General features: G+C 65.9%; 8 protein-coding genes. 5 read left to right on the top strand and 3 right to left on the bottom strand.

Features of this window, described 5'->3' with window-relative positions:
• The first annotated feature begins 246 nt into the window (after positions 1–246).
• The 3 genes from K1X11_RS16385 (at position 247) to K1X11_RS16395 (ending at position 6,813) form a co-directional block, all read left to right on the top strand.
• Positions 247–3,177, top strand: coding sequence for a TonB-dependent siderophore receptor (locus tag K1X11_RS16385; RefSeq protein ID WP_221031318.1), 2,931 nt, complete (start codon positions 247–249; stop codon positions 3,175–3,177).
• Positions 3,178–3,265: 88 nt separating this feature from the next.
• Positions 3,266–5,530: a TIM-barrel domain-containing protein gene (locus K1X11_RS16390; RefSeq protein WP_221031319.1), complete on the top strand. Its 2,265-nt coding sequence runs from the start codon at positions 3,266–3,268 to the stop codon at positions 5,528–5,530.
• Positions 5,527–6,813, top strand: coding sequence for a DUF1961 family protein (locus tag K1X11_RS16395; protein ID WP_221031320.1), 1,287 nt, complete (start codon positions 5,527–5,529; stop codon positions 6,811–6,813). The genes K1X11_RS16390 and K1X11_RS16395 overlap by 4 nt, the downstream gene beginning before the upstream one ends.
• Positions 6,814–6,854: 41 nt before the next feature.
• On the opposite strand, the gene K1X11_RS16400 is transcribed toward K1X11_RS16395, so the two are convergent.
• From K1X11_RS16400 to K1X11_RS16410, 3 genes are all read right to left on the bottom strand, one after another.
• A complete protein-coding gene (locus tag K1X11_RS16400; protein ID WP_221031321.1) occupies positions 6,855–8,222 on the bottom strand; it encodes a polysaccharide lyase domain-containing protein in 1,368 nt (455 codons plus the stop codon).
• Positions 8,223–8,248: 26 nt separating this feature from the next.
• The gene (locus K1X11_RS16405; RefSeq protein ID WP_221031322.1) at positions 8,249–9,310 is read right to left on the bottom strand and encodes a LacI family DNA-binding transcriptional regulator; all 1,062 of its coding nucleotides are present in this window, start codon (positions 9,308–9,310) and stop codon (positions 8,249–8,251) included.
• Between the two features lie 69 nt (positions 9,311–9,379).
• The gene (locus tag K1X11_RS16410; protein ID WP_221031323.1) at positions 9,380–10,873 is read right to left on the bottom strand and encodes a sulfatase family protein; all 1,494 of its coding nucleotides are present in this window, start codon (positions 10,871–10,873) and stop codon (positions 9,380–9,382) included.
• Between the two features lie 242 nt (positions 10,874–11,115).
• Here K1X11_RS16410 and K1X11_RS16415 point away from each other — a divergent pair, with 242 nt between their 5' ends.
• Positions 11,116–12,720, top strand: coding sequence for an SLC5 family protein (locus K1X11_RS16415; protein WP_221031324.1), 1,605 nt, complete (start codon positions 11,116–11,118; stop codon positions 12,718–12,720).
• Between the two features lie 58 nt (positions 12,721–12,778).
• Positions 12,779–13,846: a LacI family DNA-binding transcriptional regulator gene (locus tag K1X11_RS16420; RefSeq protein WP_225919462.1), complete on the top strand. Its 1,068-nt coding sequence runs from the start codon at positions 12,779–12,781 to the stop codon at positions 13,844–13,846.
• Positions 13,847–13,995 lie beyond the last annotated feature (149 nt).

The following is a 13,995-nucleotide window of genomic DNA, read 5'->3' on the forward strand; positions in this document are numbered from 1 at the left end:
ACTCAAGCGCCGGGCGGGATGCGGCCAAAGCACGCCTCACGGCAAATCGTTGCGAAGGTCGACGGCGCCAATGGCACGCGCGCCGACTGTGCGCTGAGGGTGGCCGCGTTTCGCAACGCTTTGCGAAACGACCACGTTGTTTCGATGGGGGCGCAGCTGCCTGCTGGGGCATTCCCCTGGCCGCGCCTTTTGCGGGACTCGACCCCGAGCGAGGCGCGACGCCTTTCACCTTACCTCCATCCCACCATGAATCCTATCTGTAGTTCCCCGTTCACCCCTGCGGGCCGACTCAAGGTCCGCGCCTTGACCGTGCTCGGCCTGAGTTGTTGGTCGCTGGGCGTCCTTGCGCAAGGCGTCGACAATCCCACGCCCGACGCGCCGGAAGACGAAAACCTCGTTGTGCTCAACCCCTTCACCGTCAGCGCCGATCGTGATGTCGGTTATCTGGCCAACTCGACCCTCGCCGGCAGTCGCACCAACACCGAGATCAAGGATCTCGCCAACCCGCTCGACATCTTCACGCCGGAGCTGATCTCCGACCTGGGCGTGCAGGACATTCAGGACCTCACCGCCCTCGCCAACGGCGTCGAACCCAACGGCGCCGGTGGCTACAACACGGAGGGTCAGGAGGTCTCGATCTGGAACTACAACTACATGCAGATCCGCGGGTTCAAGACCGGCATCGCCACCCGCAATTTCATGGATCTCAACTCCACCTACGAGGCCTACAACTCGGACCGCGTGGAGTTCTCCAAGGGCCCCAATTCCATCCTGTTTGGTGCGGGCAACCCCGGCGGTTCCTCCAACTACGCGACCAAGGTGCCCATGCTGGCGCGCAGCGCCTACGAGGTGCAGCACCGGACCGATGATCTCGGCAGCCAACGTCTTTCCACCGACCTCAATCAGGTGCTCATTCCGGGCACGCTCGCGTTGCGGTTCAACAGCCTCTGGGAAGACCGCGACTTCTACCGCGAGCCGGCTTACGAGAAGGACCGCGGCATGCACCTCACCGCGCGGTGGCAACCCACGGCCTCGACCACGATCACCTTGGGTTACGAAGACCGCGTGACGCATCGCGCCTCCCCGCGCGGCGCCTTTTCCAATGACTACGTGACCCGTTGGCTCAACGCCGGCGCGCCGCTCGTCACGGCCGTGCCGGCCAACAACCAAGTGGTGCTCGAAGGCTCGTCCGATCGGCAAAGCGCTTCGACCGCCGGCGTCACCACCACCAACAGCGACCGCTGGGTCATGGTGGACGGCGTCATTCGCAACATGCGCCGCACGGCGGTGGGTGATGACATTTTCACCAACGACAATCGCATGGACACGGTCGCGACCGGTCTCGACTACCCGGAGAAATATTGGAGCGGCGGTCCCAACGGCATCAACGACAACGACCAGCAGATCACCGAGCTGAACATAACGCAGCGCGTCACCGACGACTTCTACCTCGATTTTTCGTTCGGTCACTCCGACTCGATCAACCGCACCGGCCAAAGCGTGAGCCGCGACATCTACGTCGACCCCAATGACTTTGGCGACAACACCCACCCGGGCGAATGGTATATCGAATCGCGCCCGTTCTGGATTGATCGCGGCATCGAGATCACCGACGCCCGCCTCACCGCTTCCTACGAGCTCGACCTCACGGGCATCAGCAAGTGGTTCGGTCGGCACCAGATCGCCGCCATGTATGAACACAGCGAGCGCGACGAATGGTGGGACAACGGTCGACTCACGCTGACCGCCACGCCCGACGGTCCGGTCACGGGCAATTTGCGCGCGGGTCGTCTCGCCTTTTACCTGCGCGAATACCTCGATCCGGCCAACGGCAAGTATGCCGCCAGCGACTACCGCGATCTCTACTACTCCGACGGGTTTTCGCAGGACGGCTACACCGCGAGTTTCCTGCGCCGCGAGTCTTGGGCCGCCTACCACACCTTGGATGAGTTGGATACGCTGCTCGGCGTCGTGCAGAGCCGTTGGTGGGATGATCGCATCGTCACCACGATTGGTCTGCGCCGCGATTACCGCGACTTCACCACGGCGCCGATGGCGACGGATTCGGTCACGCAGTTGCCTTACGCGGTGGAGATCGTCCCGGGAGCTCCGGCCGGTGCGACCAGCACCAAATACGCGGCCTTCCTCGATCCGGCCGAAGAGACCAACGGCATCTCGCGCAACTTCGGCGCGGTCGTGCACGTGACCGACTGGCTGAGCCTGACCGGCAACTACGCCACCAACTTCTCGCCCCGCGCGACCAGTCGCGATCTCTACGGCGACTACGTCGAAGCGTCTTCGGGCGAGTCGACCGACATCGGCGTGCGGCTCAATCTCTTCGAAGACAAAGTCAACGTGTCGCTGCTGCACTTCAAGACCAGCGAGCTCAACTCCATCACCAACGGCGACAGCATCAACACGCCGATCAAACTCATGTCCATCATCGAGGACCTGCTCGTCGATAATGGCGTGGTGAATACCAACATCCTGGCCCTCAACGGCAACCACACCACCTCGGACCGCACCGGCGAAGGCGAGGAGTTGATGATCATCGGCAACCCGACGCCGCAGTGGTCCTTCCGTCTGTCGGCTTCGCGCCTCATCAACGAGCAGCGCAACGTGGGTCCCGACATCCGCGCCTTCTACGATGAACGCATGCCCTTCTATCGGGCGCAGGATCAGTCGCTCACGCCGGCCGATCGCAACAAGACGCTGGCCGAATACCTCACCGAGGTGGACGAACAATATGCGCTCCTGCAGACCCGCGAGAAGGTGAAGGTCTTCCCGTCCAGCGAATACAACGTGCGCCTCACCGGCAAATACACCTTCGATCGCGACAGCGTGTTGAAGGGTCTGAGCATCGGCGGCACCGGCAAATGGACCAGCGCGCCGGTGATCGGTTACTACAAGATGGCCAACGGCGCCTTCGATGTGAACCGCTACGACGAAGGCGAGGACCTCTTCACCGCCGACCTGTTCCTGGCCTACCAGCGCAAGTTTGGCCGCGACCTGCGGTGGAAGGTGCAGCTCAACGTGAGCAACCTCTTCGACAACACCGATCCCATCGCAGTGTCGTCGATCAACGACGTGGATGCGGCCGATTTCGAGTGGGTGGTCTATCGCCACCGCCCCGTATTTGGCCGGGTCTTTTCACTGACCAATACGATCAGTTTTTAACCTAAGGCGCAGTCCTCTGGTTTTGGTTAGGGTGGGAAGGAGGTGGGGTTGCCTCCTTCCCCATCCGGCCGGGCCTTTTCGCTGAACGATGCTTATTTCCCGTGTTCCTTTTCGCTCCGGCCGCCTGCGGTCGGTTTTGGCCCTGGGCCTGTTGCTGCAACTCGCGACGGTGGTCGCGGCGGTCGAGACGCCGCGCGACCTGCTCGACTGGTTGCGAGTGGAGACGCAGTGGCGGGAAACCGTCGATCACACGGACCGCGAGACGTGGCTGACCGAGGCCCGCCGCGCTCATGCGGCCAGTGCGGAGAGCGCAGCCGGTGATGACGACGTGATCGCCGTCACGCGACGGCAGGTGCAGGCGCGGCTGCTGGCCGAGTGGAGTCGGGACGCCGCTGAACGCGCGCAATGGTTAGCCACGGCGCAACGCGAACGGGCGCGGGTGGACGCATTGTTGTGGGACAGTGAGCACGACGAGCTGCGAGCCACGACCGCCGCGTCTCCGCTGGAGGCGGTCTATTGGCCGCTGGTGGCCGGGGCGGTGCGCCGCGAGTTGGCGATCGAAGTGGGCGATGCCTGGCTGGCGCAGCCCGAGCTGCCGGCCCGCGTGGCCGGGGTCGACGACGCGCTGTGGCTGGCGCGCGGCTTTGAACGCTACGGCCGGCGGGATGTGGCCGCCGTGGTGCTGGACCTCGCGCGGGCGCAACCCTGGGGCGACGCGGCGCAGCTCGACGAAGCCTGGGCGCGTTTGACGGGTGGTGAAGCCGGGCGGGTGCTGCCGCCGCCGACCCCGTTTCCGGGCAATCCGCCGCCGGTGCCCTACTGGGCCTTTCGCCCCTGGGTGTGGGAGGACAACGGCAATACCGCGGAAACGACCCTGTCATTGGTCGATGGATACAAGGCGCGCGACATTCCGGTGGGGGCGGTGATCATCGACAGTCCGTGGTCCACGGCCTACAACGATTTTAATTGGGATCCGGCGCGTTACCCCGATCCCCGGGGGCTGGTCGACGCGCTGCACGACCGCGGCATCAAGGTGGTGATGTGGCTCACCGGCACGGTGAACGAAACCAGCAAGGACACGCTCTTGCAGGCGGACCCGATGGGCGACGAAGTGGTGGCGCGCGGTTACGCGGTCGACGGCGGGCGGGTGTTTGACTGGTGGAAAGGGCGGGGGCGGCTCATCGATTTTTCGCACCCGGAAGCGGTGGCGTGGTGGGCGCGACGTTTTGATCAGGTGGCGGCGCTGGGCATCGATGGCTGGAAGGTCGACGTGTCGGACGATTACACCGACGAGTATGTCGACACCTTCCTCGGGCGGCTGCCGCGCGCGACGTGGCGGCAGTATTATTATGCGACCCTGCACGACGTCTCGCGGCAGCGGAATCCGGATTCGGTGGTGGTGGCACGGCCCTTCTCGCATCAGGGCGGTTTTGCGGCGCCGGTGAGCAAAAGCACGATTGGCTGGGCGGGCGATTTCACCGGCACGTGGGAAGGGATGCGCAAACAAGTGCGCGACCTCTACGTGTCGGCGCGCGCCGGCTACGGCACGCTGTATTACGAAGTGGGCGGCTACCAACGCATCGCGCCGACGAAGGAGCAGCTCATTCGGCACGCGCAGCTCGGGGCGTTTTTCCCGGTGATGAGCAACGGCGGCGCCAACGGTGGCCTGACGGCGCACCTGCCGTGGTGGCACGATGAAGAGACGGTGGGGGTCTACCGCCGCTTTGCGCAGTGGCATGCGGCGCTCGCGCCCTACTACTTCGGCTTGGCGCGGGAGTCACATGTGACGGGCGAGCCGGTCTTGCGCGACGTGGATGCCGAGACGTGGCAACACCGACTGGGGCGCGACATTTTGGTGGCGCCGGTGTTTGCGGCCGACACCACGCGTGAGGTGGCACTGCCGGCGGAGGGTCGCTGGCGGGACTGGTGGACGGGCGCGCCGGTGGAGTCGGGCGAGTGGACGGTGCCGTTGTCCCATTACGCCGTGGCGGTGCGGGAAGGCGCGGTGATCGCGGTCGACCTGCGGGAAGGCCTGGCCGATTGGGGGCTGGCGCGGGACGCCCACGGGCTCGGTTTGTGGATCGTGCCGGGCGAAGCGCGGGAGACCGTGGTATTGTTACCCGCCGGGGAAGGGCTGGAGACCCGCAGTGTGGCGGTGAGCGTGAGCGCCGACGGGCATCACGTGCAGGTGCGCGGGGAAACCCATGCGCTCTTGACCTTGTTGATCGACCTGCCGGAGGCGCCGGTCGCGGTGGAGGGGGCCTTGAGCTGGCATCATGACGCGGAGCACGGGCGCTTGTTGGCGACGATCGGGACGGGCGATGCCGACGTGCGCCTGAGGGTGGCGCCGTGAGGGTGTGGCGCTGGTGGCTGGTGGTGGTCTCGGTGGTGTCGGTGCTGGGGGCGGAACCGAGCGCCGGCGAACAACGGACGCAGCTCGCGGAGCCCTTGCCAGAAGTCGGCGCGGTGAGTTTGTGGCTGGAGTTGCCGCAGGCGCATCGGACGGGCGTCGCGGCCGCGTCGTGGCGTCAACCGATCGTGCAGGTGGGCGACGGCTTGCTGCTGGAGTTCACCGCGGGGGAATCAACGGCGATGTTGTCGGCGGCGTGGCTGCATCCGGAAACCGGGCGGCGGGAGCGCGAGGTGCGGGTCATTTTGCCGGAGTGGCCGGGGCCGGGCTGGCATCATTTGGCGGTGAGTTGGGATCGGTCGCGAGGGGCCTGCAATGTGTGGCTCGATGGCACGCCGTATCTGTTGGGGGCGGGCACGGGGACGGCGTGGACGATGCCGCCGGGGCGCGACGTGGTGCTGACGCCGGATCGTTTTGCGGTGAAGGGGTTGCGGTGGTGGTCAGGCGAAACCGGACCGGAAACTTGGGCGGCGGAAGCGGGGGAGCGCCATCGGGGCGGCATGGATGCGTTGCTGGGGGTAAGCTCGCCGGGCGAGGCACCAACGGAGGCCGAGCGGGGGCGGTTGTGGTATGAGCGCAGCTTGGTGGCGGCGGAGGACGTGGCGGACTGGGTGTTGGAAGGCCCGGGCGTGGTGGCTCACGACGAGACGGGGATGCGGGTGCGTTCGGCGCGGCCCGACGGACCGCAGGGGCATGTGGTGTATTGGTGTCCGGAAGTCTGGCCCGAGCGGTTTTGGGCGGAATGGGAGATCGATGTGCTGGGCGAGGAAGGCTTGTGCATCGTGTTTTTTGCGGCGCGGGGGCGCGACGGTATCGATATGTTTGATACGTCGATGCCAGCGCGGGACGGCGTGTTCCTGCGCTACACCCAGGGCGCGATCGACGCCTATCACATCTCCTATTTCGCGCGCACGCCGGGCGAGGTGCGGCGGGTGTCTAACCTGCGACGCAACCGGGGGGCGTTTCTCTTGGCCAACGGACCGGCCGGGGTCGTGGACGGCGGTGAGCCGGGGCGATGGCATCGGGTCGTGCTGGTGAAGGACGGCGACCGGGTGCGGTTGGCGGTCAACGGCCGGGCCATCATTGACTACACGGATGACGGCGAGCGGGCCGGGCCGGTGCTGGGGGCGGGGCGCATCGGGCTGCGGCAGATGCAGTGGACCGATGCGCGTTACCGGAACTTTCGGGTCTACGCGCTGGCGGAGGAGGATGGGGTGGCGCGGTAGCAGTGTGGAGCGGGCCACGCTTTCGTTTTGCTCAAGCGCAGCTACTTGGAGGGGGTGGTGCGGGCGGTGCTGAGGTAGCCGTTTACGGTGGGGTCGATGGGGTCGAAAGCGGTGGCGGGGTCGCCCTGCCAGTCGCGTCGCGGGGCGCGCAGGCCGCCGTCTCCGTTTGCTGAATACACGGTGCAGTTGACCAGGCGGGTCGTGTCGTTGGCCGTGGCGGCCTGACTGCGGGGCGCGTCGACATCCGTGACGATGAGGCAGTCGGTGGCGGTGATGAGGCCGCCCTGATAACTCTCGAGGCCCCACTGGCCGTTCATGAAGAAGGTGGAGCGGATGACGCGGGCGACGCCGAGGTTGCCATGGCGTTGTTTGCCGACCCAGAGGCCGTCGGAGGCGTTGCCGCCACCCCAAGCGCGGTTGTAGGCGGAGAGGCAGTTTTGGTAGAGGCCGTTGTTGCCCCAGTAGCGGAAGCCCTTGGAGTTGCCGATGGCGACGCAGTCGATGTAGGTCGCGTTGTCGGCTTTGTCGTCGAAGCCGCCGTCGTGGTTGTCGAAGGAGGAACAGCGGATGTAGGTGAGGTGGGTGGTGCCCTCTTCGGAGGAGAAACCGTCGCCGTTCCAGTAGGGGCGCAGCTGGGGCGCGTAGCGGTTGTTGCGCGACATGCAGTCGATGAGGGTGACGTGGCGGATGCGCGGTTCGCCATCGGTGTCGCCGCCGTTGAAGCCGTTGGGAATGGCGCGGGTGGGGAAGGTTTCGTCGCCGCCATTGGCGTCGGCGGTGCAACGGTCGAAGGTGAGGCGTTCGATGTGATCGGCGTAGCGGAAGCCTTTCTTGGCGTAGCGGGTGACGTCGCAGCGTTCGACGCGCACGTCGGTGGCATTCTGCAGCACGAAGAAGTCATCGACGTCGCCGCCGTCGATGTTCTCGAAGCGCAGGTGGCTGCGGGTGGTGGCATCGTCGCCGGCCGGGGGCAGTTGCAGGGCGACGGTGAAGTTGCGCAGGTGCAGGTCGGCGACGATCCAATGGTGCGCGGCGCCCGGGAAACGCAGGCCGACGATGGCGCGAGTGGGCTCGGCGGGCGCGGGGGTGTAGGAGCCTTGGAGCGTTGGCAGACCGTCGCCGGTATCGATGCCGCGGAAGGTGAGCGGGGCTTCGCTGGTGCCGGAGCCGGTGAAGTCCAAGGGACGATCGAGGCGGTAGTGGCCGCTGCCGAGCAGCACGGTGTCGCCGGGCGTGAGTTGGGCGAGGAGTTGGGGCAGGGAGGTGAACGCGCGGGCGTTGCTCCAGTCGGTGCCGTCGCGTTCACCCGCACCCTTCGGAGAGACGTGATGGGTGGTGGCGGCGGAGACGGCGACGGCGGTGGCGAGCAGGAGGAAGGCGAGGCGGGACACGGGAGGGAGGACAGACATGATCGAGCAAGGAGCGGTGAAGTTGGTCAACGGGGCGGGGCGGTGGGCCCATCCTGCCAGGCGCCCTCGATCATGACGCCGCGGGCGTGTTCGGGGACACCGTATTCGTTGCTTTGCAGTTGGGCGACGAGCACATCGACGGCGGCCGCGCCGGTGCGGCGGTGGTCCTGGCGCACGCCGGCGATGTGGGGCGTGCGGGCATCCCAGTCGAGCACGGCGAAGCCGAGGTCCTCGGGCACGCGCAGCCCGGTGGCGGTGATCTGATCGAGCAAATCGACCATGAAGGTGGTGAGCACAGCGTCGGGGCGGTAGGTGCGCAGCCAGTCGGCAAAGGCGGGATCGCCGGGCTGGCCGTCGGTGTAGAAAACGGGCACGGCCTGCTCCGGACCGAGCGAAGGCGCGGCGGACTGGAATCCGCCGGTGAAGCGGTATTCGACGATGTCCTCGAGGCCGCGGGTGGTGACGAAGCCGACCCGACGGTAGCCCAGTTGCTGCAGATGCTGATGGGCCATGCGGGCGGTGTAGAACTGGTCGTTGGTGCTGTAGTGCAGGTCGGGTTTGGTGAAGCGGCAGCCGACGGTGACGACGGCAAAGGAGTTCACATCGAAGGGCAGCACGGTCTGGCGCGATTCCGGGGTGTCGGCGGAGCAGAGCACGCCGTTGATGCCGCGGGCGCGCATTATGTTGCGCAGGCGGCGCGGAGTCATGTCGGCCTCGAGGCAGCTCACGCGCTCGATCTGATAACCGAGGGTGCCGGCGCGATGCACGGCGCCTTCGAAGAACTGGCTTTGGACGGGGTTGTGGCGCCAGGTGTTGGCGGGGAGGCGATCGATCCAGCCGAGGTTGGCCTGGTAGGGCAGCGGGCGGTGTTGCCGCACGTGAGCCATGAGGGTGCTGACGTAGGGGTTGGGCACGTAGCCGAGGCGGGTGGCGATGTCGCGGATGCGGGTCTGCGTGGCGCGGGCGATCTGCGGGTTTTTTTGCAGGGCGCGGGAGACGGTGCTGATGGAAACGCCGGCGGCCTGGGCGATGGTTTCGAGTTTGGGGGAAGCGGCGGAGGGCGGGGCCAGGAGGGTGGAGGGGGGCATGGTTCAGGCGGGGTGGGGTTGAGGGAGCATCAAGGGGAAGGTCGGGAAGATGGGCGGCGGCGGGGCGGATCAGCTGGAGTCGAAGTCGGTGGGGTTGACCCACACGGGGTTGAGGGACTCGCCGGCTTGGAAGCGTTCGTAGAAATGGGCGCTGGCCTCATCGACGACGGGGTAGCGATCAAAGTCGTCGCCGTGGCCGAACATGCGGGGGTCTTCCTGAGCGCGCAGTTCGGCGAAGAGTTGGGTGCGCAGGGTGGTTTTGCGTTCGGTGAAGGCGGGGTCGTCGGCGAGGTTGTGAGTGCAGGCGGGATCGGTCGCCAATTCGAAGAGCTCCTCGGCCGGGCGTTTGCCGAAGGCCCATTGCCAGTAGTGGTGTTGGTCGGGGTCGTGGCGGGATTGGATGACGGCGGTTTTGGTGGGGCTGCCGTCGCAGTTGAGGTAGCCGGTTTCGGGGTTGCCGGCAGGCCAGCGGTCGGGGGCGAAGTTGTGCAGGTAAAGCAGCCCGTCGCGGAAGATGCCGCGGATGGGATAACCGGCGTCGTCGGGCCGGCCGACGTCGTGGCGCTCCTTGCCGATGAGGGCGTGGTTGCGGGTGGGATCGATCTGGCCGGAGCGGGGCGAATCGAAGAGGGGCAGCAGGCTGCGACCGGTGATGGGTTGCATGCCGCTGGCGGCGGGACTGAGGTCGGCGAGCTCGAGGAAGGTGGGCGCGAAGTCGGTGAAGGCGACGTAGTCGTCGATCACGCGGCCGGGTTGGCGGATGCCGCCGGGCCAGCGGATGGCGAGGGGCAGTCGGCTGGCGTAGCCGTAGGCCTGCCCCTTCACCATGGGGAAGGGCATGCCGTTGTCGGAGGTCACGATGACGACGGTGTTGTCGAGTTCGCCGCGGGCTTCGAGCAGGTCGAGCATGCGGGTGAGGTGGCGGTCGAAGTGCTCCACCTCGTAGCCGTAGTCGAGCAAGTCGGTGCGGACGGTTTCGTTGTCGGGCCAGATTTGATACAAGTCGTCGACGTCGGACGGTTGGCGGCCGCCGAGGCGGATGCCGGAGCCGTATTCGTAGCCGCGGTGCGGTTCCACGCAGCCAAACCAAAAGCAGAACGGGGTGTCGGCGGGGCGGTCGTCGAGGAAGGCGGCGAAATTGGCGGCGTAGTCGTTGTCGGAGATGCGATTGGTGGGCGGGGTGGTTTTGATCGCGCTGTAGTTGGTGCCGGTGAGCTCGCGCGGGCGGCCGTCGACGGTGCCGGGGTCGCCGGGGGCCCAGCCCTTCTGGGTGTAGCCGGTGAAGTAGCCGGCGTGTTTGAGGGCTTCGAAGGACGTGGTGAACTTGGCCGGGAAGTAGGACTGGTGTTGGCAGGCGGCCTCGAGTTGCCAGGGGTTGCGGCCGGTGAGGATACAGGCGCGGGAGGGCGCGCATTTGGAGCTCGGGGTGTAGGCGTGTTGAAAGCGCAGGCCCTCGCGGGCGACCCGGTCGAAGCCGGGGGTGTCGACCCAGCGGCAGCCGTAGGCGGAGAAGTGCAGGCCGGCGTCGTCGGCGAGGCAAAAGAGGATGTTGGGGCGCGTCATGGCAGACCGGGGCAAAGGGGTAGGGCCACTTTCTGCCATGCGGGGGAAGGCGGGCGGAGCGCGCGGTGGTGATTATTGAAACACGGTGCGATGGTGAGGTTGGCGGCGGCGCGTGGCGTGATGTTTCAATAAACACATCGCGAGGTGGATGCGGGCTTCTCAGCGCGGGGTGGGCTTGGTTGAGTCCGCTCCGTTTTCCTGCGCGGTCGCCGCGCCGTGTTTCTCCTCCACCCCAAGCCCGCATGCAGCTGCAGATTTTCGACCTTCTTATTGTCATCGCCTACCTTGCCGGGGTGCTCGTCTTCGGGATCTGGATCGGGCGACGGCAGCAGCAGAGTCGGGAAGGATTTTTTTTGGGCGGGCGCCAGTTTGGCTGGTGGTTGATCGGGACTTCGCTGTTCGCGGCCAACATTTCCAGCGTGCAGTTTGTGGGGCAGTCGGGACTGACCTATCAAATCGGCATCGCGGCGGCGAATCCGCAGCTCATCGGCGGATTCATGCTGGGGATCTCGGCCATCTTTTTCATCCCGGTGTATCTGCGGACGGGGATCTTCACGATCCCGGGTTTCCTGGAGCAACGGTTCGATCGGCGCTGCAAGTTGATCTATTGCCTCACGATGGTGGCGATGGGTTTGGTGACGATTCCGGTGATGCTTTACGCCGGGTGTCTGGTGGTGGTGCAGATCTTCGGGGTCGATGAAACCTATTTGCTGCCGTGTGCGATCGTGCTGGGGCTGACGGTGGGCGTGTATGCCATCGTGGGTGGGCTGTCGTCGGTGGTTTACACCGAGATGATTCACTCGCTGGTGCTGATTCTCGGGGCGGCGCTGGTGCTGGTGCTGGGCCTGAACCGGGTGGGCGGGCTGGACGTATTGATGAACTCGATACCGACCGAACACTTCAGTCTCATCCAACCGATGGACCACGCGCAGATGCCGTTCACGGGGGTGCTGACGGGGCTGGCGTTTTCGAGCATCTTCTGGGCGAGCAGCAATCAGGAGTTGCTGCAGCGCACGCTGGGAGCGCGGGATGTGCGCAATGCGCAGCTGGGCATGTTGCTGGGGGCGTTTTTGAAAATTCTGGCGATCTTCATCCTGGTGTTTCCCGGGTTGATCGCGCTGCACCTGGTGCCGGGGATCAACCCCGACCGGGCGTATCCCGCGCTGGTGCAGACGCTGTTGCCGGTCGGCCTGTCGGGCGTGGTGATGGCGGGTTTTCTGGCGGCGTTGATGTCGAGTCTCGACTCGGGACTCATCTCGTTGAGCTCGGTGTTCACGATCGAGATCTATCCGCTGCTGGATCGAAAGGTGAGCGAGCGGAAGGCGCTGCTGGTCGGGCGGATCGCGGCGGGTGTGGTGCTGGTGTGGGGCGTGATCGCGGCGCCGTGGATCGAGCATCTGGGGCTCATTTATCCGCTCATCCTGAAGACGGGGGCGTATCTTTTCAGCAGTGTGGGGGTGTGTTATTTGGTGGGGCGTTTTTCGCGGCGGGTGAACGCTACCGGCGCGTTGGTGACCCTGACGGTGGGGCTGTTGGCCGGAGTGTTGTTGGTGCCGCTGACCTCGGTGCCGGAGTTGCAGGCGCTGGCACCGGCGTGGTTGTTGGAGACGAACTTCCTGCACGTAGGCGCGGGTTTGGTGCTGGTGTATGCGGTTTGTCTATACGGGTTCAGCGCGCTGCGGCCGGCGCCGGCGGCAAGTCAGTTGGCCTTCATGACGCCGGAGACGGCGGGCGCAGGCGCGGGCGGGCCGGGCGGCGCGACGGAGTCGGTGGGCCTGCTGCGCAGCTTCCGCTTCTGGTTCGTGATCTACATCCTGTGTTTCCTCGGTGTTTACCTCCTCTTCTGAGCTTGTGGGGCCGGCGGTTGCGGTGAGGCCGACAATCGGTTTGGGTGGGGTGACCACCATGAATCGAGTCACGCAACGGGATCTCGCGGAGGCTGCGGGTTGCAGCCAGATGACAGTCTCGCGCGTGCTGCGGGGGGACTCGCGGGTGAAGGGCGAGATCCGGGCGAAGGTGGAGCGGTTGGCCGAGGAGATGGGTTATGTGCCGGATCCGATGCTGAAGGCGCTGGTGACGTATAAGCGGGGCAGCCAGGCGCGGCATTTGAATGCCAATCTGGCCTTGTTGGAAGTCGGTCCGAGCGGGGCGAAGCCGACGACGACCGACCGGGTGTTCCCCTTGATTCAAGCCGGGGTGAAGCGGCGGGCGGCGGAGATGGGGTTTGGCCTGGAGAGTTTTGATGCCCAGCCGGCGGATCTGAGTCCGCAGCGGTTTCAACGGGTGTTGGTCTCCCGCGGGGTGCGTGGGGTGGTGTGGACCGCGACGCGCTCTAGTTTGCATCTGGAAGCGCCGCCGATCGACATCGCCGGGCTGTGTGCGGTGACGGTCGCGTTTGATTTCACGCAGCGGCCGTTGAATGCGATCAACATCGATTACCATCAGGCGGTGCGGTTGGCGGTGGAGCACGCGTTGGCGCGGGGCTATCGGCGGATCGGGCTCGCGGTGGGCAAGGGGCACGACATTCGCGAGCGGCACGCGCACACGGAGGCGTGGTGGCGCTTGCATCGCGTGCATCCGGCGGCCACGGAGCCGGAGCCGCTCCTGTTTGAGGAGTCGACGATGCTGCCGGACGCGAGTTGGGCGGCGTGGTTTGAGCGTTATCGGCCGGATGTGGTGATCACGGGGTTGGAGGGGGCGGTGCGATTGCAGGCCTACGCGGAACACGCGGGGCTGAGCATACCGGGTGATGTGGGGCTGGTGTCGCTGGATGTGATCGATGGGCTCAATGAACACGTGGCGGGCATCCGTTGTCGGCGGGAGCACCTGGGAGCGATCGCGGTGGAGACGTTGTATTCGATGATCGCGACGGGGGAGTTTGGGATCCCGTCGCATGCCCGTCGGATCGTGGTGCAGCCGGAGTGGAACGAAGGCACGACGCTGCCGTGGAGGCGGGGTAGCGGGACGAGTTGATCGCGGAGGCGGGCAGGGGGGGCGGGCACCGGGAACTCGGAGAGAAGGGCGGAATATGGCCACAAAAAGGCACAAAAATTCACGAAAAGTGGGATGATCTTTTGGTGCTTTTTTGTGCCTTTTCGTGGCAATTCCCCTACCGGCGGTGG

Origin of the sequence: Actomonas aquatica, assembly GCF_019679435.2 — a bacterium.
Lineage (GTDB): Bacteria > Verrucomicrobiota > Verrucomicrobiia > Opitutales > Opitutaceae > Actomonas > Actomonas aquatica.